Source organism: Pseudomonas vancouverensis (genome assembly GCF_004348895.1).
GTDB classification, from domain to species: domain Bacteria; phylum Pseudomonadota; class Gammaproteobacteria; order Pseudomonadales; family Pseudomonadaceae; genus Aquipseudomonas; species Aquipseudomonas vancouverensis.
This window is the reverse complement of the sequence record NZ_RRZK01000002.1, coordinates 247,391-272,578: the sequence shown is the minus strand read 5'-3', so window position 1 is coordinate 272,578 and position 25,188 is coordinate 247,391. Positions and strand designations below refer to the sequence as shown.

The window sequence follows — 25,188 nt, the reverse complement described above, 5'->3', positions numbered from 1 at the left end:
TTTGGTGGTCGACGAGGTGGTCGAGATTCTGCCGACAGAGTGCGCAACCCAAGGCACCGTCACTGACCAACAGGGAGCGGTCTGCTAAATGGATTTTGTTTTTGAAACTGTTAGGGCTGGCCCGCGTGCGGGCTATCAAGAGAAGGATGTCTTGATGAGTGTGCCGTCCCAGGGACCCTCCGATTGATCATCATTTATCACCTGACAAACCCTTCTGTGTGGAGGGTTGCGTGTGTGCCTGTTCCATGGAACGTAGTGGTGGATTTGAAAGACCAGCAACTTTCAACAATCAAAAGACCGCGCTTAAGGTGATACGACAATGTTCAACCTACATCACAAGGCTGACCTGCTGGAAATCGAACGCTTCAGTTGCGCCCTGACCGAGGCCAACGCCAAGTTGGCGGCGATCAGTCGTTCGATGGCAATGATCGAGTTCACCCCCGACGGCATCGTCATCGATGCCAACGAAAACTTCTGCAGCGCCATGGGCTACAGCGCAGAAGAAGTGCGTGGCAAACATCACCGGATCTTCTGTGAAGAAGCGTTCTATCGCAGCGAGGACTACACCCGATTGTGGCGTGACCTGGCCCGCGGCGAGCCCATCAGCGGGACCTTTTCGCGTCTGCACAAGAGTGGCCGGGAGATCTGGCTCGAGGCCAGCTACATGCCGGTGCTCGGCCCCGACCGCCAGGTAAAAAGCGTGATCAAGGTGGCCACCGACATCACCGCCCGGGTCAACAAGGAACACGAAAACGAAAGCATGCTGGCGGCCATCAGCCGGTCCATGGCCGTGATCGAGTTCACCCCGGAAGGCCGGGTAACCAAGGCCAACGAGAATTTCCTGAACACCATGCAGTATTCATTCAATGAGGTGCAGGGCCAGCACCACAGCCTGTTCTGCCATCGTGCCGAAAGCGAGTCCCAGGCGTACAAGAATTTCTGGGCGTCGCTCAATCGCGGCGAATATCACTCGCACCGTTTCGAGCGTCGGAACAAGCAAGGTCAGACCGTGTTCCTCGAAGCGTCCTACAACCCGCTGTTCGACGCCAAGGGCCGTCTCTACAAAGTGGTGAAGTTCGCCAGCGACATCACCCAGCAGATGACCACCCTGCAAACCGCCGCTGAATCGGCCCACAGCACCTCGGTACAGAACGATGCCTGCGCGCGCAAAGGCTCGGAAGTGGTACAGCAGACGGTGCAGATCATTCAGGACATTTCCCGCGACCTTAACCAGGCTGCGCTGAGCATCGATGCAGTGAGCAAACAATCCGACATCATCGGCACCATTGTGCAGACCATTCGCGGCATTGCCGACCAGACCAACCTGCTGGCCCTGAACGCTGCCATCGAAGCGGCGCGCGCCGGGGAGCACGGGCGCGGCTTTGCCGTGGTTGCCGACGAGGTGCGCAGCCTGGCGGCACGCACCAGCCAGGCGACGCTGGAGATCGTCGAAGTGGTGCGCAAGAACCACGACCTGTCGCTCAGTGCGGTGTCAAGCATGCAGTCCAGCCTGAGCCGAACCGGGCTTGGGGTGGAGCTGGCGAACGAAGCGGGGGAGGTGATTCTGGAAATTCAACAGGGTTCGCGTCATGTGGTTGATGCGATCAGTCAGTTCAATTCGACCCTGCAATTGAACTGATTGCGGCAAATGAAAAAGGGGCCCGGTAGAGGGCCCCTTTTTTATGCGGCGAGGTTCAGAGCGAAGCGAGGAACTTGTCGGTGACCTGGGCGCTGCCGGTGTCAGTCTGACTAGCCGTGGATGCCTTGTCAGCCTGAGCGATCTGGATCTTGTCCTTCATGCGATTGGCAATTTCCTGAGCCACCGCTTGCTGTTGCTCCGGCGGCATGGCCTTCACGTCTTCTTCGGTCAGGCCCATTTCTTTAAGGATACTGTCGTGCAAACGCTGTTCCGGCGTCTTGCTCATGTAGTCCTTGAACTCATCGGTGGCCGAGGTTGTGCTGGTCTTGGCGGTGCCGGTGGCATCGGTGGCCTGCAGGTTGACGCGGGTCTTGGCGAAGGCTTCGTCGACGTTGTCGCTGATCTTGGTCGCTTCGCTGACTTGCTGCGTGGTGAGCTGGGTGGCGGAATCCTGCACCTGTTTGGTGGCGTTGGATTGCGCTTGCAGATTGTTCTGCAGGGCCAGGTTCATGGCCGCTTGCACGCCGCTTTGCAGGCCGGCGGCGGCATCCGAGGAAGGATCGTCGCCGGGTTTTTTCGGCAGTGGGGTGACTAACGATGAATTGGCGCTGACCAACATGATGACGAGACCTTGTGGCAAAGGATGATGCCTCTCTTCAGCAAATAGCGTGCCTCTCAGTATTATTTGTTTTAAATCAATGGCTTAGGATTTGTTCGCGACAATGCTCAGGCGCGTGGCCGGTCAGTGTTTGCCGCCGGGCGGCAATTCAAGGCAAGCCGTTGCAGCCATGCTTGAGAAACCCCGGACGCTGGGCCAGGCGCTGGAAGTACTCGTCGACGGCGGGGTAGTCGGGACGGTCGATCGGCGTCATCAACCAGCGATTGACCGACAGGCCGATGACGATATCGGCCAGGGTGAAGCGTGGCCCGGCGACATAGGCGCCGGTGGTCGCCAGCTGATGTTCGAGGATGGCCATTTTCTGGTTCCAGCCGCGTGCGCCGACAACCAGGCGATGGGCGTCCTGGTATTCCGGGTCCTTGCGCACCAGCGACATGAACGCATAACTCCAGGACGGGTTGAGCTCGGTGGCTTGCCAGTCCATCCACTGCTCCACCCGCGCCCGCGCCGCCGGTTCGCCCGGCAGCAGGTCGTGGTGGTGATGTTTGCCCACCAGGTAGCGGCAGATGGTGTTGGACTCCCAGAGCACACCGGCCTCATCGATGATCACCGGCACCTGGGCATTGGGGTTGAGCCGCAGGAACTCGGGGCTGTGGGTGGAGGCAAAACCGCTACCCCAGTCCTCGCGTTCATAGGCAATGCCAAGCTCTTCGCAGGTCCACAGGACTTTGCGCACGTTGATGGACGAGGCTTTGCCGAGAATCTTCAGTGTGTGTTCCATGGGGCTACTCCGTTAGCGATTCGACGCTGCGGAAAGTTAACAGACTTCGCTGCCTCAGGCCGGATCCGGCAGCGCCGACGCCGGCAAGCCGAACGTACGATCGAATAACCAGTTGAAGGCGAAGGTGTAGCAGGGGATGAAAATGATCAGCGCCAGGTCGAGCAGGAAGGCTTGCACCAAGCTGATGTTCATCCACCAGGCGATCAACGGGATGAGGAACACTATCAAGGTTAGTTGAAACCCCACGGCGTGGGCGATGCGCCGCTTGACGGTGCGGGTGCGCAAGGTCTGGCGGCTTTCCCAGCGCTCGAACAGCGAGGTGTAGATGAAATTCCAGCTGACCGCGATGCTGGTGATGATCACTGCCAGAGGTCCGGTGCTGCCCGGTGAGGTGCCCGACAGCAGGGCCAGGCCGAGGGCGGAAAAGGTCATGCCGATGATTTCGTAGAGCGATACATAGACCAGTTTGCGTTTGACGCCTTGCATGGGGATTGCCTCTTTCTTGCGAACCGGGAACCAGCGGTGCTGGCGAAGGCGGCGAAAGATAGCTTCAATAGACCTGACAGAAAAAGTTAGAAGCTTTCAGGTTTATTGACAGGACGATGGATGAACTTCAACAGCGACAGCATCGAGTTGTTTCTCGCGGTGATCGAACGCGGCTCGTTTTCCGCCGCCGCCCGCTCCCTGGGCAAGGTGCCTTCGGCGGTGAGCATGGGCATTGCCAACCTCGAAGCCGAATTGGGCTACGCGCTGTTCGACCGCAGCCATCGCGAGCCAGTGCCCACGGCCATGGCCAGTGCGCTGGTACCCCATGCGCGGTTGATCGCCGACCAGCTCAAGCAATTGCAGGTGCATGCCGTCGAGCTGTCGCTGGGATTGGAAAGCAAGTTGTCGATTGGCGTGGTGGCAGACATCGACAAGGCGCCTTTGCTGGAGGCGATCAAGATCATCGCCGCGCGCTTCCCGCTGCTGGAGGTCGAAGTATTGAGCGCGCCGCAGGATGATGTACTGGCCATGCTGCACAGTGGCAGGGTCAGCGTTTGTCTGGCGTTCGCCGGATTGAGCGTGAACGTGCTCGAGCGTTTCCAGTTCGTCGGCAACGAACGGGTGATTGCTACCTTGGCGGCGAACCATCCGTTGCTGGCAGGGCAGGATCTGTTTCTCGAAGACCTGGTGCAGGTACGGCAGATCATTGTCGCCAGTCGCGATCTGCCGATCAGCGAAACCCGGCCGCTGGTGGCCGAATCCTGTTGGCGCACCGACACCCTCGACATGGCGCTGGAAATGGTCGAAGCGGGCCTGGGCTGGGGCAATTTTCCGTTGTCGGTGGTGCAGCCCTTGCTGGATGCCGGCCGGCTCAAGCGCCTGAACTTTCGCAACATCGACAATGGTTTGGTATTGCCGGTGCACGCGGTGTGGCTCAAGCGTCGACCGTTGCAGAAGGGCGCATTGGCGTTCGTGGAGTTGATGGGGCGTTGAGATCCGCAGGCCAGAGAGCCGGCTTGCGGCGGCTCCCACAGTTAGCGGGCTGCTCAAGTGCTCTCGCGTACCTTCAACTCAAACCCCATGTCTTGCACCGGCTTGGCCACGGTGTTGCCGGCCATCAGCGTCAGCATCTGCTCCGCCGCGCGCCGGCCTATGGCTTCTCGCGGCGTATTGATGCTGCTCAAACGCGGGACCATGTGTTCCGACATCGGCAAGTCGTTGAAGCCGAGAATCGCCACTTGTTCCGGAATCCTGATGCCGTTGCGCATGGCTTCCAGCAGCGCGCCCTGGGCCAGGTCGTCGTTGCCGAAGAAGATCGCATCCACGTCGGGATGGGCCGCCAGCAGTTGCAGAAACAGCTCGCCACCCAAACCGACGGAGGAGGCGCGCGGGGTCAGTACTTCCAGGTCCGGGTCGTACAGACCGGCCTTTTGCAGGGTCTTGCGGAAGCCTTCACCGCGCAGCAGGGTGCGCTGATCCAGTTGCGCGCCGATGTAGGCCAGGCGCTTGCGGCCGCGGGACAGCAGGTGTTCGGCGGCGGTTTCACCGGCGGCCAGTTGCGAGAAACCGACGCAATTGAGCCCGGCGGCGCTGTCCAGCTCCATCATGTACACGCAGGGAATGTTGCTGGCTTCGATCATCCGCCGCGAACTTTCCGTGCGGTCGAAACCGGTCAGCAACAGGCCACGGGGTTGATAGGCCATGTAATTGCGCAGCAGGTTTTCTTCTTCCTCCCGCGAATAGTGAAAGTTGCCGATCAGCACTTCGAAGCCTTTTGGGCGCAACACCTGATGGATGGCTTCCAGGGTGTCGATGAACAAAAGGTTCGACAGCGAGGGCACCAACACCACCACCGAATGACTCTGGGCCGAGGCCAGGGCGCGGGCGGCGGAGTTGACCACGTAGTTGAGTTCGAGCGCGGCTTTCTGGACTTTTTCCACAAGCTCGGTGGCCACCGTGTTCACCCCACGCAACGCGCGGGACGCGGTGATCGGGCTGACGCCAGCCAGGCGAGCGACTTCGTTGAGGGTAGGGCGGCCCGTGGTGCGGGTATTTTTATCGTTCTTGGTTGGGTTCATCGACGGCTTGCCAAACAAAATTCAAGGCACTAAGGTAGCGCTGTCTCAATGCGGCTGCAAATGCGTGAGCGAGGGTTGCCTGATCCTCGCTTTTTGGCGTTGGGCAACAAACCTGCTGCAACCCACAAAATGACAAGAAAGGCGTCGGCAACTTCTGCTTTTGGTCTAGTGTCATAACTGGCAAAGGTAGCGCTGTCTGCGCGCTGAGGTGTTACATGAATCATCCCATCACCGCCCTGGTCATCATGGGCGTTGCCGGTTGCGGCAAGACGTCCGTCGGCGAGGCCCTGTGCCAACTGAGCGGCGCCACTGCCATTGAAGGCGACTCTTTCCACCCTGCCGCCAATATCGAAAAGATGAGCGCGGGTATCCCCCTGAACGATGAAGACCGTGCCGGCTGGCTCGACAGCCTGTGCGATGAATTGCGCCGCGTCGATGCCCTCGGCAAGCGTCCGGTGCTGACCTGTTCGGCGCTCAAGCACATTTATCGCGAGCGTCTGCGCAGTGCCTTGCCGGGCCTGGGTTTCGTGTTTCTTGAGCTGACCCCTGAAGTCGCTGCCGAGCGTGTGTCCCATCGGCCGGGGCATTTCATGCCGGCAACCTTGATCGAAAGCCAGTTCGCCACCCTCGAGTCGCCCAAGGGCGAGCCGTTGACCCTGGCGCTCAATGCTTCGATTAACAGCGTCGAAGAACTCGCTTCGCAAGCACATGTCTGGTGGCAGGCCAACGGCCTGAAGCAGGCGGTATGAGTGTGCTTGCAAAGACAGCGCTGTCCTCACGGCCTCTGATTAACCCGCTTTAATAACAACAACAACCAGGAGACACCCCCCATGTTTGGCATGTCCCACGAGACGTTTCTGCTGCTCGATGCAGTGGTCACGGTGGTCGGGCTTATCGTCCTGATCACCCAGTTCAAGTTGCACCCCTTTATTGCGCTGACCATCGCTGCCACGTTTCTCGGCCTGACCTCCGGCATGCCGATCGGCACCATCATCAAGGCGTTCCAGGACGGTTTTGGTGGCGTGCTCGGTTTCGTCGGCATCATCCTCGCCCTGGGCACCATGCTCGGCAAGATGATGGCTGAATCCGGCGGTGCGGATCAGATCGCGCAGACGCTGATTCGCGCCTTCGGCAAGGACAAGGTGCAGTGGGCGATGATGTTCGCCGCGTTCCTGGTCGGCATTCCGCTGTTCTTCGAAATCGGCTTCGTGCTGCTGATTCCGCTGGTGTTCATCGTGGCGCGGCGCACAGGCGTGTCGATCATCAAGATCGGTATCCCGCTGCTCGCCGGCCTGTCCGCAGTGCATGGCCTGGTGCCGCCGCACCCGGGCCCACTGCTGGCCATCGGTGTATTCGGTGCCGACATCGGCAAGACCATCCTGTACGGCCTGATTGTGGCGTTGCCGACGGCCATCATTGCCGGTCCGATCTACGGCACCTTCATTTCCAAATACATCCCGGGTGTGGCCAACCAGGAGCTGGTGGCGCAACTGGCCCGCGAACCGGACGCCAAGGAACTGCCGAGCTTCGGCATCACCCTGATCACCGTGCTGTTGCCGGTGTTCCTGATGCTGCTCAAGACCTTTGCCGACGTGGTGCTGCCGGACGGTCACTTCTTCCGCACCCTGATGGACTTTGTCGGTCACCCGATCTCGGCGCTGCTGCTGGCCTTGCTGCTGTCGCTGTACACCTTCGGTCACCGTCAGGGCATCGATTCCAAGCAGATCCTCAAGCTGCTCGACGCGAGCCTGGCGCCGACCGCGGCGATCATCCTGATCATTGGTGCCGGTGGTGGCTTCAAGCAGATGCTGGTGACCAGCGGTGTGGGTGATGTGATCGGCCACATGGCGGTCAACGCACAGATCTCGCCGATCCTGCTGGCCTGGCTGGTGGCGGCGGTGATTCGTATCGCCACCGGTTCGGCGACCGTGGCGACCATTACCGGCGCGGGCATCGTGGTGCCGGTGGTGGGGATGATTCCCGGGGTCAACCGTGAGCTGCTGGTGCTGGCCACCGGTGCCGGCTCGCTGATCCTGTCCCACGTCAACGACGCCGGTTTCTGGCTGGTCAAGCAGTACTTCAACATGACCGTGGCCGAAACCTTCAAGACCTGGACGGCGATGGAAACCATCCTGTCGGTGGTGGGTTTAGGCTTTATTCTGCTGTTGTCGATGTTCGTTTAAGCGATAGCGCAGACACAAAAAAACCGCAGCGATGCGGTTTTTTTGTGGAAAAACATTGTAGATGTGCACTTCTTGTGGCGAGGGAGCTTGCTCCCGCTGGGCTGCGAAGCGGCCCCAAACCAGACGCCGCGTTACATCAGGAAGAATGCGTCTAGCGGTTTTTACGTCTGCTTCGCAGCCGAGCGGGAGCAAGCTCCCTCGCCACAGTAGTGTGATTCCAATTGGTTATGTGTCAGGGATCAGGGTTTGCTGACTAACCCATCCGCCCGGAACATTCCGCGAATCCCGCGCACGGCCTGGCGAATCCGGTCCTGGTTCTCGATCAGCGCGAAGCGCACGTGATCGTCGCCATACTCACCAAAGCCAACACCCGGCGAGACACAGACCTTGGCCTCGGCCAGCAGTTTCTTGGCGAACTCCAGCGAACCCAGGTGCGCGTAGGCTTCGGGGATCTTGGCCCAGACGTACATCGACGCCTTCGGGTTTTCCACCATCCAGCCCAGTTCATGCAGGCCCTTGACCAGTACGTTGCGGCGCTGCCGGTACTGCTCGGCGATGTCGCGCACGCATTGCTGATCGCCTTCGAGCGCGGCAATCGCCGCCACTTGCAGCGGGGTGAAGGTGCCGTAGTCGTGGTAGCTCTTGATCCGCGCCAGGGCGTTGACCAGTTCCGGGTTGCCGACCATGAAGCCGATGCGCCAGCCCGCCATGTTGTAGCTCTTGGACAGGGTGAAGAACTCCACCGCAATGTCCTTGGCCCCCGGCACCTGCATGATCGACGGCGCTTTCCAGCCGTCGTAGACGATGTCGGCGTAGGCCAGGTCGTGCACCACCAGTACGTCGTACTGCTTGGCGAGGGCGATCACCCGTTCGAAGAAGTCCAGTTCCACACACTGTGCGGTCGGGTTGGACGGGAAGCCGAGGATCATCATTTTCGGCTTGGGGATCGAACCGCGAATGGCCCGCTCCAGCTCGGCGAAGAAATCCACCCCCGGCACCAGCGGCACCGAACGCACCTGGGCGCCGGCAATCACGGCACCGTAGATGTGGATCGGGTAGCTCGGGTTGGGCACCAGCACCGTGTCGCCCTGGTCCAGGGTGGCCAGCATCAGGTGCGCCAGGCCTTCCTTGGAGCCGATGGTGACAATGGCTTCGCTTTCCGGGTCGATGTCGACCTCGTAGCGTTCCTTGTACCAGTTGGAAATCGCCCGGCGCAGGCGCGGAATGCCCTTGGACGTGGAGTAGCCGTGGGTGTCTTCGCGCTGGGCAACCTGCACGAGTTTCTCGACAATGTGCGGTGGCGTGGCGCCGTCAGGGTTGCCCATGCTCAAGTCGATGATGTCTTCGCCACGGCGTCGGGCGGCCATCTTCAGCTCGGCTGTGATGTTGAAAACGTAGGGGGGGAGTCGATCTATGCGCGCAAAGCGGCGCGGCGAACCTTGTTCGGCCATTGTTGCCTCGGATAACGTAAGCGCCCGGAACCGTCCGAGCGACGCTGGTCACTGCGGTGACCTGTGGCGGAATGTACGGGCAGCTGTGGCAGACTGTCCAGCCTCGATGTAAACAAATTTTTCCGAAGGATAGGGTTTGATGGAATTTACCAGCGGCTTCCTGCTGAGCCTTTCGCTGTGACTGGTTATCGGCGTCGCCAACATCGCGATGATCACCCTGGCCATGCAGCGCGGCTATTTTCAAGGCTTTGCCCTGGGCCTGGGGACCTGCGTCGGTGACCTGATCTACGCCGTGCTGGCCCTGGCCGGCATGACCGTCCTGCTGCAATACGAGACGGTGCGCTGGGTCCTGTGGATCGGCGGCTCGGCGTTGCTGGTGTACTTCGCGGTGAAGATGATCCATTCGGCTATTCACCATGAAGCGGTCCTGGCACAAACGGCGGAGGTGGGGCACAACTCCCATCGCAAGGAGTTTTTCCGCGGGATCTTCCTCGCCATGTCTTCGCCCAGCGCGATTCTCTGGTTCGCCGCCGTGGGCGGCACCTTGATTGCCCGATCCGGCGGTGGTGGCCCCATGAGTTCGGCACTGTTCCTCGGTGGTTTCCTCTGTGCCGGTCTGCTCTGGTCGGCCGGCCTGTGCTTCGCCGCGAGCCACGGCGGCAAGTTGCTGGGGGACAAGCTGTTGCGCTACTCGTACATGGCATCGGCGGCGATCTTCTGCTATTTCGCGGTGTACGTGATCCTATCTGGCTATAACGAATTTTTCGGCGCAGCTGCCGTCGAGCAGCTGCACGCCCTGTAACTGGGCGAATCGGCTGTGGCTTCTATACTCCCAGCCGAACCCATTTTTTGTGCGTCAGGAGTCGAGTCATGGAAGAGCAAGCACGCGTTGCACTGACGGAGCCGCGTCTGGAACACGGTCACTTCCTGCTCATTGCAGGCTTTGGCGGGCGATTCAGCCCGCAGACCACCCAGGACATTCCCGAACTCTGGGAGAAGTTCATCCCGCATCTGGGCCGGATTCCCGGTCAGAAAGGCGAAGTGACCTACGGCGTCTGCTGCAATTTCGACGGCAAGGGCGGCTTCGAATACATTGCCGGGGTCGAGATCAGCAAACTCGACGATTTGCCGGAAAAGTACCGTTGGATCGAAATCCAGCCGCAGCAATACGCAGTGTTCGAGCATCAAGGCCCGCTGAGTGCCTTGCCGCAGACCTTTCGCTACATCTTCGACACCTGGCTGCCGCGGTCGGGGCGAGTGGTGGCCGATGCGCCGGAGCTGGAGCGCTACAGTGAAGATTTCAACCCGAAACTGCACACCGGCACGCTGGAGATCTGGGTGCCGCTCAAGGTGTGAAGCTGTTCTCCAGCGGCGGATGGCCGATCCGTCACTGGAGCTGTTCCAAAGCGCCGCCGATTGTCTATCATCGCAGCCTTCCCCCCGCTGATTCCGAGCTGCCATGAACACCGTCATTCGCAACGTCACGCCCGCTGACCTGGACCGCTGCTTTGCCATCGAAACCCTCGCCTACGAAGGTGACGAGGCCGCGACGCGAGAAAAAATCGCCACGCGCATCGCGACCTGGCCCGAGGGTTTTATCGTCGCCGAAGTGGACGGCGTGGTCGCCGGCTTCATCAATTCCGGCGCAGCCTTTGAAGTGGAAATGTCGGACGAGGCGTTCAAGGAGCTGATCGGCCACGACCCGGACGGCCCGCACGTGGTGATCATGTCGGTGGTGGTGCACCCCGATTATCAGGGACAGGGGTTGGCCAAGCGCCTGATGAACGAGTTCATCGAGCGCATGCGCGCCATGGGCAAGGTCAGCATCAACTTGATGTGCAAGGAACGGCATGTGCCGTTGTATGCCGGTTTCGGCTTTGCCTATATCAAGCCATCGGCATCCGACCATGGCGGGATGGCTTGGCATGAGATGGTGTTGACGCTCTAAGCGGCAAAAATCCTCTGTGGGAGCGAGCTTGCTCCCACAATAATTCCAGGTGTCGATTCAAGTGGGATCAGAACACCATCCCCATCCGTCGCTCATAGCCGATCCGCCCCCGATACGCTTCGCCACTGTCGACAAAACCATACCGACCATAAAGCGCAATCGCCGCTTCGTTGTCCGCGTCCACCGACAACTCCAGCCCCTTGATTTCCGGCCATGCCTGGCGCGCTGCCTCGGGCAACGCTTGCAGGCACGCCTTGCCGTAACCCATGCCCTGGGCGCGCTGATCGACTTGCAGGGCGTGCAGGGTCGCGCTGTGCTCATCGGCCCAGGCCGGTAGCACCGGCGGGCGTTTGAGTAACAGGAAGGCTACGGGAAGGTCTTCGGCCAGCAAGGCAAAGCCTTTGACGCCGGGGCCCGGTTTGGACAGCAGGGTGTGCAAGGCACCGTGAATATCGCCGCTGAAGCGCACCTGCTCCGGGTGTACTTCGATGGCCTCGACCTGCTGGCGTTGCAGCGCATTCAGGCTTTCATACGGCACGAGACGAGCTGTCACTGGAGTGTCCTTTTTCCAACACGAATGTGTTTCGAATTCTAACGAGTTTGCTCCGATGGATTTATTTTTATTTAGGCTGTCGATTCGGCGTTCGCCCAATCGACAAAGGGTGTCTTCCTTATGAAAACCACGGAGAACCACCATGAGTGCGCACACCCAGATTCAGAACTTGATCGAGGCCTATCGTCAGGCCGTCATCGCCAAGAACGTGGACCAGATCATGGCCCTGTACGCCGACGACATCGTCTCCTTCGATGCAGTGAAAGCCCTGCAATTCAAGGGCAAGGCCGCGTACCGCGCCCATTGGCAGGACTGCATGGAGATGTGCCCGGGCCCGCACATCTTCGAGTTTCACGACATCCGCATCGAAGCGGGTCAGGAGACCGCTTTCGCCCACTGGCTGGCCCATTGCGGCGGCACCAACGACAAAGGTGAAACCCAGTCCTGCTGGATGCGTGGCACGGCGGGCTATCGTCAGGTCAACGGCGTGTGGGCAATCGTGCATGAGCACTGGTCGGCGCCCTTCGACATGGCCAGCGGCGCGGCCTTGTTCGATCTGAAGCCCTGACGGCCGCGTTATTGGTCGGCAAACCGCGCAAACCCTTCAACTGCGCCCATAGTTGTTCCGTTCGATCCTGGAGAGATTCATGAAGTATCTATGCCTGGTCTACAGCGATGAGCACTTGCTGCATTCGCTGCCGGAAAGCCCGAAGGATGAAGAGTGCCTGGCCTATGCCGAGTCCATCCAGGGCAGTGGCCGGATGATCGCTGCCGAAGCGCTGGAGTCGGTGCAGACCGCGACCACGGTGCGCATGCGCAACGGCAAGGTGTCGATCACCGACGGCCCGTTCGCTGAAACCAAGGAGCAGTTGGCCGGCTTCTACCTGATCGATGCGAGGGACCTCAACGAAGCCATCCAGGTGGCCAAGGATATTCCGGCAGCCCGGGTTGGCTGTGTCGAGGTCCGTCCGATTCGCCAGTTGAACGTCTGAAAACAACAATAAACAGGAGTGTCCCGATGAGTTCGTCAGCTGCCAAGCAGAAAGCCCCGATTGAATTATCGATCAGCCGCCTGATCGATGCGCCCCCGCAAAAAGTCTTCCGAGCCTGGACCGAGCCGGGTTTGCTCGCCCAGTGGTGGGGGCCCCATGGCATGACCACCCCCGAATGCGACATGGACCTGTGGGTCGGCGGCCAGTTTCGCACCCTGATGCGCGCCCCGGACGGTGCCGAGTACCCGACCATGGGTGTGTTCCTGGAGATTGTCGCGCCAGAGCGGCTGGTGTTTACCGACGCCTTCGTACCGGGCTGGATTCCCTCGGGCAAACCGTTCATGACCGCCGAGGTGACCTTCGAAGAGCAACACGGCAAGACCCTGTACACCGCGCGCGCCATGCATTGGTCCGAAGAGGATCGTCAGGCCCACGAGGCCATGGGCTTTCACGATGGCTGGGGACAAAGCCTGGACCGCATGGTCACGCTGATCGAAGGCTTGCCCGACTGATGTTGGGTGTATCGGTCGCGGCACGGGTCGAGCAGGTTTACCGCGAGGACTCGCGGCGCATCCTGGCGACCCTGATCCGTTTGCTGGGGGATTTCGACCTCGCCGAAGAAGCCTTGCACGAGGCGTTTTTCGTCGCGGTCGAACGCTGGCAGCGGGACGGTGTGCCCGCCAGCCCGCGTGCCTGGCTGGTGTCCACCGGGCGCTTCAAGGCCATAGACGCTTTGCGCCGGCGCGCGCGATTTGCCGCTTCGCAGCCGCTGCTGATCGCGCAATTGGAGGAGTTGGAGCAGGTCGAGTGGAGTGAAGAAGACGTGGAAGACGATCGCCTGCGGCTGATCTTCACCTGTTGTCACCCGGCGCTGGCGGCGGATGCGCAAGTCCCGCTGACACTGCGCGAAGTGTGCGACCTGACCACCGAAGAAATCGCCAGGGCCTTCCTGTCGGCCCCAGCGACCATCGCCCAACGCATCGTGCGGGCGAAAGCCAAGATTCGTGACGCGAAAATCCCCTATCAGGTGCCGACCCTCGGCGAACTGCCGGAACGCCTGGATAGCGTGCTGCGGGTAATCTATCTGGTATTCAACGAAGGCTACTCGGCGTCCGGCGGCGCAGAGCTGATTCGCGAGGACCTGATCCGCGAAGCCATCCGCCTGGGCCGCCTGCTGATGGAGTTGCTGCCGGAACCGGAAGTCATGGGTTTGCTGGCGTTGATGCTGCTGCATGAATCGCGACGGCCGGCCAGAACTGACAAGGACGGCAAACTGATCGTGCTGGACGAGCAGGATCGTTCGCTGTGGAACGCCGAGCTCATCGCCGAAGGCTGCGGCTTGATCGAGCGCGCTTTGGCCTCGCGGCGCTTCGGGCCTTATTGCCTGCAAGCAGCGATTGCCGCGGTACATGCCGAGGCGGCGACGGCTGCGGATACCGATTGGGAGCAAATCGTCGGTTTGTATGACGTGTTGCAACGGGCCATGCCGTCGCCGGTGATTGAGTTGAATCGCGCCGCGGCGATCTCCAAACGCGATGGTCCGCTGGCGGCACTTACGCTGGTGGAGGCCATTCTGGCGCGGGGCGAACTGCTCGATTACCACCTGGCGCATTCGGCGCGGGCCGAGTTCTGTCGGCAGTTGGGCCGGGTGGAGGAGGCGCGGGAGGCCTATCAGCGTGCGCTGGAGCTGACTCGGCAGGAACCCGAGCGGCAATTCATCGAGGAGCGGCTCAAGGCGCTGGAATGATGGCCGAAAGCCGCATTCGTGATGCCTAAAGGCTGAATCCACCATCGAGGGGAATGATATTGCCGGTCATGTAGGCACCGGCAGTACTGGCCAAGCTGATGGCCAGCGCGGCCATTTCTTCCTCGCGGCCCCAACGTTTCATCGGGATCAGCGCCGTGTCCTGGGCCAGAGCCTGTTCATCGTTGCCGATGTGCTGGGTCATCTTGCTCGGAAAACGCCCTGGCGCAATCACGTTGACGTTGATGTGCTGGCTGACCAGTTCCCGCGCCAGAATCCGCGACAGTTGATGCAGCGCGGCTTTACTCGGCCCATAGGCGTAGGCCTGTTCGCCGAAAGAGGAGATCCCGGCCACGGAGCCGATGTTGATGATCCGTGCCGGGTTGGCTTCGGAGCCGGCCTTGCGCAGCAGGGGCAGGAACTGCTGGATGCAGTTGAACACCGAGGTCACGTTGAGCTGCATGACCTTTTCCCAGCCCTTGACCGGGTAGCTCTCCAATGGCGCGCCCCAGGTGGTGCCGGCGTTGTTCACCAGAATGTCGAGGTGAGTGATCTGCTCGCCCAGACGGGCGGCCAGCTGCTGCACGCCTTCCTCGGTGGCCAGGTTGGCGGCAATGCCATGGCAGCGGCCGAGGGCGCCGAGCTCGTCCGCCGTTTGCAGGCAGGCTTCGACGTCACGGGCACAGACGTACACGGTGGCGCCGGCCTCGACGTAGGCCTTGGCGATCATTTTGCCGATACCGCGGGTGCCGCCGGTCACCAGTGCGGTGCGGCCTTGCAGGGAAAAGTAGGGATGCATGGCGAATCCTGAGGACTTGAGGGTCATTACACCCTAGCCGTCAGATGCCGAAAGCGGAGCCACTATTTTTGCGCGGAATAGGCAGGCATTCGACCCCGCAGGCACTGGCTGGCCAGCGTCTACGGGGGCTTCTTCTTACTGTGGACGTACGCGCAGGGTCAGGCCCTTGAGGAAGTTGCGCAGCAACTGGTCGCCGCATGGGCGGTAGTTGGTGTGGCCGAACTTGCGGAACAGCGCGCTCAGCTCCGGCTTGGACACCGGGAATTCGGCGGCCTTGAGGATCGCGTGCATGTCGTCTTCCTTCAGTTCGAAGGCGACGCGCAGTTTCTTCAGGATGATGTTGTTGGTCACCGGCACTTCGATGGGCTGCGGCGGACGGCTGTCGTCCTTGCCGCGCTTGAAGATCACCAGGCCGTCGAGAAAGTGCGCCATGACTTCGTCGGGGCAGCGCACGAAGCCTTCTTCGTCTTCCTCTTTCTTGTCGAGGTAGGTCACCAGGTCTGCCAGGGCCACGTCCATGCCGCCGAGCTTGATGATCTCGATGACTTTCTTGTCGCTGATGTCGAGCATGTAGCGCACGCTGCGCAGTACGTCGTTATGAATCATGTGTGCGGTCCTGATGATTTCGCTGTGGGCGCCGCAGATAACTGCCGCGCCGAAAAATGTAGGGCAACCGGGAGACTCTTAGAACTTCTCTTTGCCGGACAGGTAGCGCCATTGCCCCACGGGCACCTTGCCGATGGACACGCCGCCAATGCGGATGCGACGGATGCCGATGACGCTCAGGCCGACGGCCTGACAGAGCAGGGCGATGATCCCCGGCTGTGGATTCTTCATGGCAAAGCGCAGGCGGTTTTCGTTCTGCCAGCTGGCTTTCACCGCCGGCAGCTCCTTGCCCTTGTAGGTCAGGCCGTGGTTCAGGCGATTGAGGCCGTGGTCCACCATATCGCCTTCCACTTCGACCACGTACTCCTGCTCGATCTTGCTGGAGTCAGCGGTGAGCTTGCGCAGGATCTTCCAGTCCTGGGTAAACACCAGCAGGCCGCTGGCATTGGCCTGCAGGTCGGTGCTGGCAGTCAGGCGCACGAAGTGGCCACGCAGCGGGCGTTTACCGTAGCGGTGCTCCTCGCTCAGGGTCTCGGCGCTGAGGGTTGCCATGGCGGTGTCCGCGTCCATGCCGGCGGGCACGTTGAGCAGGATGGTCACCGGCTCCGGCGCGGTGGCCTTGGCCTCCGGGTCCAGTGCGACTGTCTGGGTGTCGACCTTGAACTGCGGCTCGTCGATCACGACGCCATCGACGGTGACCCAGCCGCCCTCGATGAACAGCTCAGCCTCCCGACGGGAACAGCCGACGAGTTCGATGAGGCGTTTGGAGAGACGAATCGGGTCAGTCATGTCAGGGCCGTAACAAAAAGGGGGTAGGCATTGTACCTGCTGGGCGCCGGTTAATCCCGGAAGCATTTTGCCGCAGGGGCTTTTTGTGGGCGTGGAGTCTGTGTATCAGCCGTTACGCGTCAGTTGTTCTGCGTGGCGCATGCGCATGTGCAGCAGCGGATACGGCTGGCCCATGCCGTCGACTTCCGAGCGTCCGATCACTTCAAAGCCCTGCTTGAAGTAGAACCCCAGGGCCTGCGGGTTCTGCTCGTTGACGTCCAGTTCATCGGCGTTGAGGTGTTCCAGGGCATAGCGCAGCAGCTTCTTGCCCAGGCCCTGGCCGCGATGGGCCGGATCGATGAAGAGCATTTCGATCTTGCCCGCCGCCACCCCGGCAAACCCGGTAATGCGCTGGTTCGAATCCTTGGTGCAGATCAGCATGACCATGTCGAGGTAGCGGGTCAGCACCAGGTTCTTCAACAGCTCAATGTAGCTGTCCGGCAGAAAGTCATGGGTGGCGCGCACCGAGGCCTCCCAGACCCGGGTCAATTCTTCGAAATCGCTTTGTTTCGGTGTGTGGATGACCGAATGCTGACGCATGCCCGCCTGCCCCTTTTGCTGTGAGTGAGGTGAATCCGTTCAATCTCAAACGATAGCCGTAAAAAAGCCCCGCATCCAAGGGGATGCGGGGCTTCGGAGCAGAAAAAATCATGTGGGAGCGAGCTTGCTCGCGATAACGTCGGATCAGTCAACGATGTGTTGAGGGCCGGATCGCATCGCGAGCAGGCTCGCTCTTACAGGTCAGATCTGTTCAGCCCACAGGTCGTATTCGTCGGCGTCGGTCACTTTGCACCAGACCTTGTCGCCGGGCTTGAGGTTGCTGCCGTTGTCGATGAATACGTTGCCGTCGATTTCCGGGGCATCGAAGAAGCAGCGGCCAACCGCGCCTTGCTCGTCGACTTCATCGACCAGCACTTCGATTTCACGGCCGATGCGCATTTGCAGGCGCGCCGAGCTGATGGCCTGCTGGTGCGCCATGAAGCGCTCCCAACGGTCCTGCTTGACGTCGTCCGGCACCACTTCCAGGTCCAGGTCGTTGGCCGGTGCGCCTTCGACGGGCGAGTACTGGAAGCAGCCGACGCGGTCGAGCTGGGCTTCGGTCAGCCAGTTGAGCAGGTACTGGAAGTCTTCTTCGGTTTCGCCCGGGAAGCCGACGATGAAGGTCGAACGGATGATCAGGTCCGGGCAGATTTCACGCCAGTTCTTGATCCGCGCCAGGGTCTTGTCTTCGAACGCCGGGCGTTTCATCGACTTCAGCACTTTCGGGCTGGCGTGCTGGAACGGGATGTCCAGGTACGGCAGGATCTTGCCGGCGGCCATCAGCGGGATCAGTTCGTCCACGTGCGGGTACGGGTAAACATAGTGCAGGCGAACCCAGACACCGAGGGTGCTCAAGGCTTCGCAGAGTTCGGTCATGCGGGTTTTCACCGGCGCGCCGTTCCAGAAACCGGTGCGGTACTTGACGTCGACGCCGTAGGCGCTGGTGTCCTGGGAGATCACCAGCAGCTCTTTGACGCCGGACTTGACCAGGCGCTGGGCCTCGTCGAGTACATCACCCACCGGGCGGCTGACCAGCTTGCCACGCATCGACGGGATGATGCAGAAGCTGCAGCTGTGGTTGCAGCCTTCGGAAATCTTCAGGTAGGCGTAGTGGCGCGGGGTCAGCTTGATCCCTTGTGGCGGCACCAGGTCGATCAGCGGGTTATGGTCCTGTTTCGGCGGCACGACTTCGTGCACGGCGTTGACCACTTGCTCATACTGCTGCGGACCGGTCACGGCCAGCACGCTTGGGTGCACGTCGCGGATATTGCCTTCTTCGACGCCCATGCAGCCGGTGACGATGACCTTGCCGTTTTCCTTGATGGCTTCGCCAATCACTTCCAGGGACTCGGCCTTGGCGGAATCGATGAAGCCGCAGGTGTTGACGACCACGACGTCGGCGTCCTGGTAGGTGGACACAACGTCATAACCTTCCATGCGCAGCTGGGTAAGGATGCGCTCGGAGTCGACCAGTGCTTTGGGGCAGCCCAGGGATACGAAGCCAACCTTTGGATTGGCCGACGCAGGAGTGGTGGACATGTCTAACCTCGGTGTTTTGTGACGCCTCGTGCCGGGTGTGGCAAGACGACGGACGGGCGCTTGATGCACGCCTCTGATCAAAAAGTGCGCAATTCTAGCGATGAGAGACGCACTTGACCAGCTTTATGCAGGGAAATACGACGAGTGCTGCGCTATGCTTCGCGCCGTAACGCTTTACTGATTTTTTATAGTCAACAAAACGTCTGTAACGTGAAGTAAAACGGCGCATGCTGCACATCAAAGCATAGTGCTTCTTTAAAGAAGCCCGAGTCTGGGTAGTAGGAGTGGTGGATGGGTCAGGCAAGTAGTCAGACTGCGGGCGCCGAACATTCGGCGGTCAAGCCGATCGGCATGTTGGTCGCGGCAGTCGGGGTGGTTTATGGCGATATCGGCACCAGTCCGTTGTACACCCTCAAAGAAGTGTTCTCCGGCGGGTATGGCGTGCCGGTCAACCATGACGGGGTTCTGGGGATCCTGGCGCTGATTTTCTGGTCGCTGATCTGGGTCGTGTCGATCAAGTACATGATGTTCGTGCTGCGTGCCGACAACCAGGGCGAGGGCGGCATCATGGCCCTGACCGCATTGGCGCGGCGGGCGGCGGGCCACCGGACCAAACTGCGTTCGCTGTTGGTAGTGTGCGGGCTGATTGGCGCGGCGCTGTTCTACGGCGACAGCATGATCACCCCGGCGATTTCCGTACTCTCGGCCATTGAAGGCCTCGGGCTGGCCTTCGACGGCATCGACCACTGGGTGGTGCCATTGTCGTTGGTCGTACTGGTCGGGCTGTTCCTGATCCAGAGCCACGGTACGGCGCGCATCGGCATCCTGTTCGGGCCGATCATGGTCACCTGGTTCCTGGTGCTGGGCGCGCTGGGCGTCTACGGCATCACCCAGCACCCGGAAGTCTTGAAGGCCATGAACCCGCTGTGGGGCGTGCGCTTCTTCAGAGAGCACCCGGGCATGGGCGTGGCGATCCTCGGCGCGGTGGTGCTGGCCTTGACCGGTGCCGAAGCGCTGTATGCCGACATGGGCCACTTTGGCCGCAAACCGATTGCCCGTGCCTGGTTCATCCTCGTGCTGCCGGCACTGGTGCTCAACTACTTCGGCCAGGGCGCCTTGCTGCTGGGCGATCCGGAAGCGGCGCGCAACCCGTTCTACCTGCTGGCGCCGAGCTGGGCACTGATTCCGCTGGTCGGCCTGTCGACCCTGGCCACAGTGATCGCCTCACAAGCGGTGATTTCCGGTGCGTTCTCCCTGACCCGCCAAGCGATCCAGCTCGGTTACATTCCACGCATGCACATCCGCCATACGTCCAGCGCCGAGCAAGGGCAGATCTATATTGGCGCGGTGAACTGGTCGCTGATGGTCGGCGTGGTCCTGCTGGTGCTGGGCTTCGAGTCCTCCGGCGCCCTGGCCTCGGCCTACGGCGTGGCCGTGACCGGTACCATGCTGATGACCAGCATCCTGGTGTCGGCGGTCATCCTGCTGCTGTGGAAGTGGCCACCGGTGCTGGTGGTGCCGATCCTGCTGGGCTTCCTGCTGGTCGATGGCCTGTACTTCGCCGCCAACGTGCCGAAGATCGTCCAGGGCGGTGCATTCCCGGTGGTCGCCGGTCTCGCGCTGTTCATCCTGATGACCACCTGGAAGCGCGGCAAGCAGTTGCTGGTCGAGCGCATCGACGAAGGTGGCCTGCCGCTGCCGATCTTCATCAGCAGCATCGCCGTACAACCGCCGCATCGAGTGCAGGGCACCGCGGTGTTCCTGACGGCGCGCCCGGATGCCGTGCCCCATGCGCTGTTGCACAACCTGCTGCATAACCAGGTGTTGCACGAGCAGGTGGTGTTGCTGACGGTGGTCTACGAAGACATTCCGCGGGTGCCGCCATCGCGCCGCTTCGAAGTCGATTCCTATGGCGAAGGCTTCTTCCGGGTGATCCTGCACTTTGGTTTTACCGACGAGCCGGACGTGCCCAAGGCGCTGAAGCTCTGCCACCTCGACGAGCTGGATTTCAGCCCGATGCGCACCACCTATTTCCTCAGTCGTGAGACGGTCATCGCCTCCAAGCTGGAAGGGATGTCGCGCTGGCGTGAGGCGCTGTTTGCGTTCATGTTGCAGAACGCCAACGGCAACTTGCGCTTCTTCAACCTGCCGCTGAACCGGGTGATTGAGCTGGGGACGCAGGTGGAGATGTAAGCCACTGACAAAAAGCCCCCGTTGCCTTGCGGCAGTGGGGGCTTTTTTGTGCTCGCTAACTACGAAACTTCCCCTGTAGGAGCGAGCATGCTCGCGATGACGATGTAACAAGCGACATCAATGTTGACTAACACGCCGCCATCGTCGGAACGCCGCCCCGAGCATGCTCGCTCCTACTGGGGGAATGTGGTGTTTGCTGTAATGAAAAAGCCCCCGCGACCGTCAGGCAGCGAGGGCTTTTTTGTTGCGGCGTGGATCACTCCGCCGCCGTTTCGTCCTTCGGCTGGCGCTTCTCGATGATGTCCACCAGACGCTTGGCCAGTGCCGGGTAGTTTTCATCGAAGTGATGGCCACCTGGCAGCTTCATGGCTTCGCCCACGGCGGTCTTGTCGGTGCAGCCGCTTTCGTCGGCTTCCTCTTCACCGTAGATGCACACCACTTTGGCGGCCGGCAACTTGGCCATCTCCGGACCGGTGGCGGCCTCTTTGCCGGCGTTGCCCAGCCAGCCTTCAACTTCGATTTCGAAGCTGCCGGTGCGGGCGAAGGCCAGCAGGATGATCGCATCGACGCGATTCTGCTCGGACTCGGCCAGGCGGTTGTAGATGGCCGGCAGTACGTCGGCGCCAAAGGAGTAGCCGGTCAGGATGAAGCGTTTGGTGCCCCATTTCTGCCGGTAGTGCTGCATCAGCTCGGCGAGGTCGAGGGCGCTCTGTTCCGGGCTCTTGTGTTGCCAGTAGTAGCGCAGGGTGTCGATGCCGACCACCGGATAACCGATCTTGGCCATCTCGCCCGCCACGTCGCGGTCAAGGTCGCGCCAGCCGCCGTCACCGGAGAGGAACAGGGTCACGGTGTCCTTGGCCTGGCCTGCAGGCACTTCGACCACCGGGATCTGCAGGCCGCCCGCGGCCTTGTCGCCACCGACGAGGATCTTGCGCAGTTCGTTGTTCAGCACTTGCGGCAGGTTGATGTCGTAGTCGCTGATGCTGGTTTCGGCGTTGGGTTGATCGCGCACGAAACCGGCGCTGGCATCGTCCGGGTTGTCGTTCCAGGCCACCAGCCAGTGGCCGTGGGCGGCGCTTTTCGGGAACAGGTGGGTGCAGCCGCCTTTTTCCAGGGCCAGGTCAACAGAGACGGCCTGGGCCTTGTCGTCTTTCTGCTCGGCCAGCCAGCGCCAGGCCAGCACGGCGCCGGGGCCGATACCGCTGACCAGGGTCGCCGGGCCATTAAGCTCACGCAGGCCGGTTTGCAGGGCGCGGCTTTGCAGCAGGCAGTCCTTGGGCAGGATCACCTGAACGATCTGCGCCGAGCCGCTGCGGCTCAGGGTCAGCAGTTGCTGGTCGCTGAGTTTTTGCTCGTCATTGACTGCCACCAGCACTTGGGCGCGGGGGCGGGTGCCGGGGATGACGCGGGTTATCGCCGTGCCGTCGGCCGGGGTCAGCTGTTCTAGGGTCGGTTCCGGTGCCGGGCGTTTCAGGTACCAGTAACCGCCACCGAGAATCACGGCCAGCACAATCAATGCGGCCAGGATGTACTTCAGGGAGCGTTGAATCATCAGCGTTTCACCAATCCAGTCAAGCCGCCCGCGATCAGGGCAGCAGTGTCGGCCAGTGCCACCAACGGATCGAGTCCGGCGGGCACGGCCATATAACGGGGTTCCCAGTCAGGCTGGAACTTGTCTTTGAAGCGGCGCAAGCCTTGGAAGTTGTAGAGCTGCTCACCACGGCGGAATACCATCGAGCCCAGGCGCTGGGTCAGTGGTGCACCGCGACGGGGTTGCAACCCCGACAACGGCACCATGCCCAGGCTAAAGCGCGCGTATCCATGGTTTTTATAATGTTGGATCAGGCCGACCATCATGAACTCCATGGTCAGCTTCGGGGCGTCCGGGTGCGCGCGCATCAGGTCGAGGCTGGCCAGGTCGTGGCCGTAGGTCTCGAGCAGGTTGGCGAACGCGACCGGGCGTCCTTCGAAACGAATCACCGCTATGCGGAAATACTTGAGGTAGTCATCGCTGAAGCGGCCGAGGGAGAAGCCCTTCTCACGGACGTTCTTGCCGGTCAGCCAGGCATCGGAAATGACTTTGAGTTCATCCATCGGCGCATGACCCGGCTCATGGATTTCCAGCGACAGGCCATCACGGGTGCCACGGTTCCAGGTGTAGCGCAGGTCTTTCATCTCTTTGCCCTTGGCCTCGAGATCAAAGCGCTTGAGGTCGACCCGGGCCTCTTCACCGAGCTTGATCGCCGTCAGGCCGATGTCCATGTAGTACGGCAGGTTCTCGGCGCGCACTTGATAGAACACGGGACGGGCGTGATGCAGGTCACACAGGTCGCGGAACTGCCAGATCATTTCCGCACGTTGCTGGCCTGGGCCAATCGGGTCATACAACGCCACCAGGCTGCGGCCACGGCGGGCATACATCAGGAAGGCTTCGTCGTTGGGGTGGAACAGCAGCGCCTTGTCACCGGTCAGGGCCAGGCCGCCATCGGGCTGCGCGGAGGCCATCAGAATCCTGTTCGCGCGCTCCAGCTCTTCGGCCATCGGCAGGTGAATGGTCGGACGCGCGGTGCGCAGCAGCCAGGTCAGCGACACCACCACCAGCAGTACCGCGGCGCCGAGCAACGAGCGCAGGCCGCGCGGGGCGTCGGCGTCGAGGGTGAATTGCCACCACAGCTGATGGCTGTACGGCACATCCTGATAGGCGAACAGCAGCAGCCAGATGGATGCACCGAGCACGCACAGGCTGGACACCAGGTAGAGCGGCGAGAACGGCACTTCAGTCAAGCGGCTTGGCCGATAGAACGAACGACGGAAAACCCCGAGCAGGCTCGCGGTCAGCACCATCAGGCTCGCTTCTTCCCAGTCGAATCCCTTGAGCAGCGAGAGCAGGGCGCCGACCAGCAACAGTATGGTGGTCAGCATCCACGCGGCCGACAGGCGCCGGCGCAGGCCTTGGGCCAGCAACAGGCACAGCACGCCGACCAGGCTGGCACCGAAGTGCGAGGCGTCAACCAGGCGATGGGGGATCAGGAAGCCGATGTGTTCAAGGCGGGTGTCGATTTCCGGCGTCGCGCCGGAGAACAGCAGGACCACGCCGGACATGAACACCAGCAAGGCCAGAATCGGCGCCGCGAGGCCCGAGGCTGCGCGCAGGGTCTGGCGTGTCTGGAACAGGCGCTGGCCTTCATTGATCAGCAGGAACAGGCAGGCCACCAGCAACGGCAGCACCACATAGATCAAGCGATAGAGCAGCAGGGCAGCGGCCAGTGGCGCGGCACCGAGGGTGTCGGAGAATGCCGCCAGCAGGATGGCTTCGAAGACGCCGACACCACCGGGTACATGGCTGAGCACGCCGGCGGCCAGGGCCAGCAGGTAGACCAGCAGGAACGCGCCGAAGGGCGGAGCTTCGGGCAGCAACAGATAAAGCACGGTCGCGGCGGCGGCCACGTCCAGCGCGGTGATGATCAGTTGCAGGAAGGTCAGGCGGCGACCTGGCAGGCGCAACGTGCGACGGCCGACCCGAACCAGCAGATTATCCTCGTAAGGTTGTTCCGGCAGGCGGCGACGATAGATACCGATGGCCAGCACCGAGAACAACACCAGCACCGCTGCGGCAATGCTGCCCAGCAAGGTCTCTGAGAGGCCCAGTGCCGTGGAGGCGGCGGGCAGGTTGCTCAGGGTGGCCAGTGCGGCCAGCGGGGGCAGGGCGCAGCCCAGGGAGAGGCTGGCGAACAGCGTCATGTGGGCGACTTCGGCCGCCCCCAGGCCATGCCGTGCATATAGACGGTAGCGCACCGAACCGCCGGACAACATCGACAGGCCGATGGCGTTGCCAATGGCGAACGCGGTGAAGCCGCCGAGGGCCAGTGTGCGCGGGGCCAGGTTCACGCCGGCATAGCGACTGGCCGACCATTCGTAACCTAACAGAATAATGAAGCCGGCCACGGTGGCGCCCAGGGCGCCGAGCAAGGCAGGCTTGGGCACTTCGAGGATCGAGTCGTGCAGGGCGTAGAGGTCGAGCTCGCTCAACAAATGTCGGCAGGCAATCAGGGCGATCGCGAACAACAGCAGGGTTACCGCCAATCCGATGGGTTGACGGTATTTGCTCAAACGATCAAGCAGGCGCAGACGCTCAGCCTTGATCGGTTGTGTCGCGGTGACGGTGTCTTGTGAATCAGACGAGTTGGCGCGCATCAATCACCTCTTGGA

The 25,188-nt window shown here is 61.4% G+C and carries 25 protein-coding genes and 1 pseudogene; 13 read left to right on the top strand and 13 right to left on the bottom strand.

Annotation, left to right across the window (positions count from 1 at the left end; translation table 11 throughout):
• Positions 1-319: 319 nt before the first annotated feature.
• Positions 320-1,093, top strand: a pseudogene (locus tag EIY72_RS30275) (PAS domain-containing protein); the annotation flags it as partial.
• Between the two features lie 6 nt (positions 1,094-1,099).
• The gene (locus EIY72_RS30270) at positions 1,100-1,639 is read left to right on the top strand and encodes a methyl-accepting chemotaxis protein (protein ID WP_371315376.1); all 540 of its coding nucleotides are present in this window, start codon (positions 1,100-1,102) and stop codon (positions 1,637-1,639) included.
• Positions 1,640-1,694: 55 nt separating this feature from the next.
• Here EIY72_RS30270 and EIY72_RS01515 read toward each other — a convergent pair whose 3' ends face one another.
• The 3 genes from EIY72_RS01515 to EIY72_RS01505 form a co-directional block, all read right to left on the bottom strand.
• Positions 1,695-2,258, bottom strand: coding sequence for a hypothetical protein (locus EIY72_RS01515; protein WP_093226064.1), 564 nt, complete (start codon positions 2,256-2,258; stop codon positions 1,695-1,697).
• A 148-nt stretch (positions 2,259-2,406) separates the two neighbouring features.
• A complete protein-coding gene (locus tag EIY72_RS01510; protein WP_093226061.1) occupies positions 2,407-3,039 on the bottom strand; it encodes a glutathione S-transferase family protein in 633 nt (210 codons plus the stop codon).
• 54 nt (positions 3,040-3,093) lie between these two features.
• The gene (locus EIY72_RS01505) at positions 3,094-3,525 is read right to left on the bottom strand and encodes a PACE efflux transporter (protein WP_093226058.1); all 432 of its coding nucleotides are present in this window, start codon (positions 3,523-3,525) and stop codon (positions 3,094-3,096) included.
• A gap of 120 nt (positions 3,526-3,645) precedes the next feature.
• Between EIY72_RS01505 and EIY72_RS01500 the strand changes: the two genes are divergently transcribed.
• A complete protein-coding gene (locus EIY72_RS01500) occupies positions 3,646-4,518 on the top strand; it encodes a LysR family transcriptional regulator (RefSeq protein ID WP_093226055.1) in 873 nt (290 codons plus the stop codon).
• A gap of 53 nt (positions 4,519-4,571) precedes the next feature.
• Here the strand turns inward: EIY72_RS01500 and gntR are convergent, their stop codons facing one another.
• Positions 4,572-5,603, bottom strand: a complete 1,032-nt coding sequence (gntR, locus tag EIY72_RS01495; protein WP_093226052.1) for an HTH-type transcriptional regulator GntR — start codon at positions 5,601-5,603, stop codon at positions 4,572-4,574.
• 215 nt (positions 5,604-5,818) lie between these two features.
• Here gntR and EIY72_RS01490 point away from each other — a divergent pair, with 215 nt between their 5' ends.
• Together EIY72_RS01490 and EIY72_RS01485 are read left to right on the top strand one after the other, a co-directional pair.
• The gene (locus tag EIY72_RS01490; RefSeq protein ID WP_093226049.1) at positions 5,819-6,352 is read left to right on the top strand and encodes a gluconokinase; all 534 of its coding nucleotides are present in this window, start codon (positions 5,819-5,821) and stop codon (positions 6,350-6,352) included.
• 81 nt (positions 6,353-6,433) lie between these two features.
• A complete protein-coding gene (locus EIY72_RS01485; RefSeq protein ID WP_093226046.1) occupies positions 6,434-7,786 on the top strand; it encodes a GntP family permease in 1,353 nt (450 codons plus the stop codon).
• Between the two features lie 239 nt (positions 7,787-8,025).
• Here the strand turns inward: EIY72_RS01485 and alaC are convergent, their stop codons facing one another.
• Positions 8,026-9,237: an alanine transaminase gene (gene alaC / locus EIY72_RS01475; RefSeq protein ID WP_093226043.1), complete on the bottom strand. Its 1,212-nt coding sequence runs from the start codon at positions 9,235-9,237 to the stop codon at positions 8,026-8,028.
• A 181-nt stretch (positions 9,238-9,418) separates the two neighbouring features.
• Here alaC and EIY72_RS01470 point away from each other — a divergent pair, with 181 nt between their 5' ends.
• The 3 genes from EIY72_RS01470 to EIY72_RS01460 all read left to right on the top strand — a co-directional run bounded on the left by EIY72_RS01470 (position 9,419) and on the right by EIY72_RS01460 (position 11,185).
• A complete protein-coding gene (locus tag EIY72_RS01470; protein WP_231985607.1) occupies positions 9,419-10,039 on the top strand; it encodes a LysE family translocator in 621 nt (206 codons plus the stop codon).
• A gap of 68 nt (positions 10,040-10,107) precedes the next feature.
• Entirely contained in the window at positions 10,108-10,593 is a 486-nt protein-coding gene (locus EIY72_RS01465) for a GyrI-like domain-containing protein (RefSeq protein WP_093226040.1), read from the top strand.
• A gap of 103 nt (positions 10,594-10,696) precedes the next feature.
• Entirely contained in the window at positions 10,697-11,185 is a 489-nt protein-coding gene (locus tag EIY72_RS01460; RefSeq protein WP_093226037.1) for a GNAT family N-acetyltransferase, read from the top strand.
• Positions 11,186-11,252: 67 nt separating this feature from the next.
• Here the strand turns inward: EIY72_RS01460 and EIY72_RS01455 are convergent, their stop codons facing one another.
• A complete protein-coding gene (locus tag EIY72_RS01455) occupies positions 11,253-11,738 on the bottom strand; it encodes a GNAT family N-acetyltransferase (RefSeq protein ID WP_093226035.1) in 486 nt (161 codons plus the stop codon).
• A 142-nt stretch (positions 11,739-11,880) separates the two neighbouring features.
• On the opposite strand from EIY72_RS01455, the gene EIY72_RS01450 reads away from it, so the two are divergent.
• The 4 genes from EIY72_RS01450 to EIY72_RS01435 all read left to right on the top strand — a co-directional run bounded on the left by EIY72_RS01450 (position 11,881) and on the right by EIY72_RS01435 (position 14,477).
• The gene (locus EIY72_RS01450) at positions 11,881-12,306 is read left to right on the top strand and encodes a YybH family protein (RefSeq protein WP_093226032.1); all 426 of its coding nucleotides are present in this window, start codon (positions 11,881-11,883) and stop codon (positions 12,304-12,306) included.
• 79 nt (positions 12,307-12,385) lie between these two features.
• On the top strand, positions 12,386-12,730 hold the full coding sequence (locus EIY72_RS01445; RefSeq protein WP_093226029.1) for a YciI family protein: 345 nt from the start codon (positions 12,386-12,388) through the stop codon (positions 12,728-12,730).
• Between the two features lie 26 nt (positions 12,731-12,756).
• Positions 12,757-13,242 (top strand): SRPBCC family protein, encoded by a 486-nt coding sequence (locus EIY72_RS01440; protein WP_093226026.1) that lies wholly within the window; start codon positions 12,757-12,759, stop codon positions 13,240-13,242.
• Positions 13,242-14,477: an RNA polymerase sigma factor gene (locus EIY72_RS01435; RefSeq protein WP_093226023.1), complete on the top strand. Its 1,236-nt coding sequence runs from the start codon at positions 13,242-13,244 to the stop codon at positions 14,475-14,477. The genes EIY72_RS01440 and EIY72_RS01435 overlap by 1 nt, the downstream gene beginning before the upstream one ends.
• 25 nt (positions 14,478-14,502) lie before the next feature.
• Here the strand turns inward: EIY72_RS01435 and EIY72_RS01430 are convergent, their stop codons facing one another.
• The 5 genes from EIY72_RS01430 to rimO form a co-directional block, all read right to left on the bottom strand.
• A complete protein-coding gene (locus EIY72_RS01430) occupies positions 14,503-15,273 on the bottom strand; it encodes an SDR family oxidoreductase (protein ID WP_093226019.1) in 771 nt (256 codons plus the stop codon).
• Between the two features lie 135 nt (positions 15,274-15,408).
• Positions 15,409-15,879: a YehS family protein gene (locus EIY72_RS01425; protein WP_093226016.1), complete on the bottom strand. Its 471-nt coding sequence runs from the start codon at positions 15,877-15,879 to the stop codon at positions 15,409-15,411.
• A gap of 78 nt (positions 15,880-15,957) precedes the next feature.
• A complete protein-coding gene (locus tag EIY72_RS01420) occupies positions 15,958-16,668 on the bottom strand; it encodes an rRNA pseudouridine synthase (RefSeq protein WP_093226013.1) in 711 nt (236 codons plus the stop codon).
• A 105-nt stretch (positions 16,669-16,773) separates the two neighbouring features.
• Positions 16,774-17,247, bottom strand: coding sequence for a GNAT family N-acetyltransferase (locus EIY72_RS01415; RefSeq protein WP_093226010.1), 474 nt, complete (start codon positions 17,245-17,247; stop codon positions 16,774-16,776).
• A 201-nt stretch (positions 17,248-17,448) separates the two neighbouring features.
• Entirely contained in the window at positions 17,449-18,786 is a 1,338-nt protein-coding gene (gene rimO / locus EIY72_RS01410) for a 30S ribosomal protein S12 methylthiotransferase RimO (protein WP_093226007.1), read from the bottom strand.
• 291 nt (positions 18,787-19,077) lie between these two features.
• On the opposite strand from rimO, the gene EIY72_RS01400 reads away from it, so the two are divergent.
• Positions 19,078-20,979 (top strand): potassium transporter Kup, encoded by a 1,902-nt coding sequence (locus EIY72_RS01400; RefSeq protein ID WP_093226004.1) that lies wholly within the window; start codon positions 19,078-19,080, stop codon positions 20,977-20,979.
• 256 nt (positions 20,980-21,235) lie between these two features.
• Here the strand turns inward: EIY72_RS01400 and EIY72_RS01395 are convergent, their stop codons facing one another.
• Both EIY72_RS01395 and mprF read right to left on the bottom strand, forming a co-directional pair.
• Complete coding sequence (locus tag EIY72_RS01395; RefSeq protein ID WP_093226001.1) at positions 21,236-22,531, bottom strand: virulence factor family protein; 1,296 nt, start codon at positions 22,529-22,531, stop codon at positions 21,236-21,238.
• Positions 22,531-25,173 carry a bifunctional lysylphosphatidylglycerol flippase/synthetase MprF gene (gene mprF / locus EIY72_RS01390; RefSeq protein ID WP_093225998.1) on the bottom strand — a complete coding sequence of 881 codons (2,643 nt, stop codon included), beginning with the start codon at positions 25,171-25,173 and terminating at the stop codon, positions 22,531-22,533. The genes EIY72_RS01395 and mprF overlap by 1 nt, the downstream gene beginning before the upstream one ends.
• Positions 25,174-25,188 lie beyond the last annotated feature (15 nt).

Excerpts from the sequence above, each read along its gene's own strand:
- EIY72_RS30270 (WP_371315376.1), top strand. The coding sequence starts at position 1,100 with ATGACCACCCTGCAAACCGCCGCTGAATCGGCCCACAGCACCTCGGTA.
- EIY72_RS01425 (WP_093226016.1), bottom strand. The coding sequence starts at position 15,879 with ATGATTCATAACGACGTACTGCGCAGCGTGCGCTACATGCTCGACATC.
- rimO (WP_093226007.1), bottom strand. The coding sequence starts at position 18,786 with ATGTCCACCACTCCTGCGTCGGCCAATCCAAAGGTTGGCTTCGTATCC.
- mprF (WP_093225998.1), bottom strand. The coding sequence starts at position 25,173 with ATGCGCGCCAACTCGTCTGATTCACAAGACACCGTCACCGCGACACAA.
- EIY72_RS01515 (WP_093226064.1), bottom strand. The coding sequence starts at position 2,258 with ATGTTGGTCAGCGCCAATTCATCGTTAGTCACCCCACTGCCGAAAAAA.
- EIY72_RS01485 (WP_093226046.1), top strand. The coding sequence starts at position 6,434 with ATGTTTGGCATGTCCCACGAGACGTTTCTGCTGCTCGATGCAGTGGTC.
- EIY72_RS01400 (WP_093226004.1), top strand. The coding sequence starts at position 19,078 with ATGGGTCAGGCAAGTAGTCAGACTGCGGGCGCCGAACATTCGGCGGTC.
- EIY72_RS01490 (WP_093226049.1), top strand. The coding sequence starts at position 5,819 with ATGAATCATCCCATCACCGCCCTGGTCATCATGGGCGTTGCCGGTTGC.
- EIY72_RS01435 (WP_093226023.1), top strand. The coding sequence starts at position 13,242 with ATGTTGGGTGTATCGGTCGCGGCACGGGTCGAGCAGGTTTACCGCGAG.
- EIY72_RS01395 (WP_093226001.1), bottom strand. The coding sequence starts at position 22,531 with ATGATTCAACGCTCCCTGAAGTACATCCTGGCCGCATTGATTGTGCTG.
- alaC (WP_093226043.1), bottom strand. The coding sequence starts at position 9,237 with ATGGCCGAACAAGGTTCGCCGCGCCGCTTTGCGCGCATAGATCGACTC.
- EIY72_RS01450 (WP_093226032.1), top strand. The coding sequence starts at position 11,881 with ATGAGTGCGCACACCCAGATTCAGAACTTGATCGAGGCCTATCGTCAG.
- EIY72_RS01415 (WP_093226010.1), bottom strand. The coding sequence starts at position 17,247 with ATGCGTCAGCATTCGGTCATCCACACACCGAAACAAAGCGATTTCGAA.
- EIY72_RS01500 (WP_093226055.1), top strand. The coding sequence starts at position 3,646 with ATGAACTTCAACAGCGACAGCATCGAGTTGTTTCTCGCGGTGATCGAA.
- EIY72_RS01510 (WP_093226061.1), bottom strand. The coding sequence starts at position 3,039 with ATGGAACACACACTGAAGATTCTCGGCAAAGCCTCGTCCATCAACGTG.
- gntR (WP_093226052.1), bottom strand. The coding sequence starts at position 5,603 with ATGAACCCAACCAAGAACGATAAAAATACCCGCACCACGGGCCGCCCT.
- EIY72_RS01420 (WP_093226013.1), bottom strand. The coding sequence starts at position 16,668 with ATGACTGACCCGATTCGTCTCTCCAAACGCCTCATCGAACTCGTCGGC.
- EIY72_RS01445 (WP_093226029.1), top strand. The coding sequence starts at position 12,386 with ATGAAGTATCTATGCCTGGTCTACAGCGATGAGCACTTGCTGCATTCG.
- EIY72_RS01460 (WP_093226037.1), top strand. The coding sequence starts at position 10,697 with ATGAACACCGTCATTCGCAACGTCACGCCCGCTGACCTGGACCGCTGC.
- EIY72_RS01465 (WP_093226040.1), top strand. The coding sequence starts at position 10,108 with ATGGAAGAGCAAGCACGCGTTGCACTGACGGAGCCGCGTCTGGAACAC.
- EIY72_RS01505 (WP_093226058.1), bottom strand. The coding sequence starts at position 3,525 with ATGCAAGGCGTCAAACGCAAACTGGTCTATGTATCGCTCTACGAAATC.
- EIY72_RS01430 (WP_093226019.1), bottom strand. The coding sequence starts at position 15,273 with ATGCATCCCTACTTTTCCCTGCAAGGCCGCACCGCACTGGTGACCGGC.
- EIY72_RS01440 (WP_093226026.1), top strand. The coding sequence starts at position 12,757 with ATGAGTTCGTCAGCTGCCAAGCAGAAAGCCCCGATTGAATTATCGATC.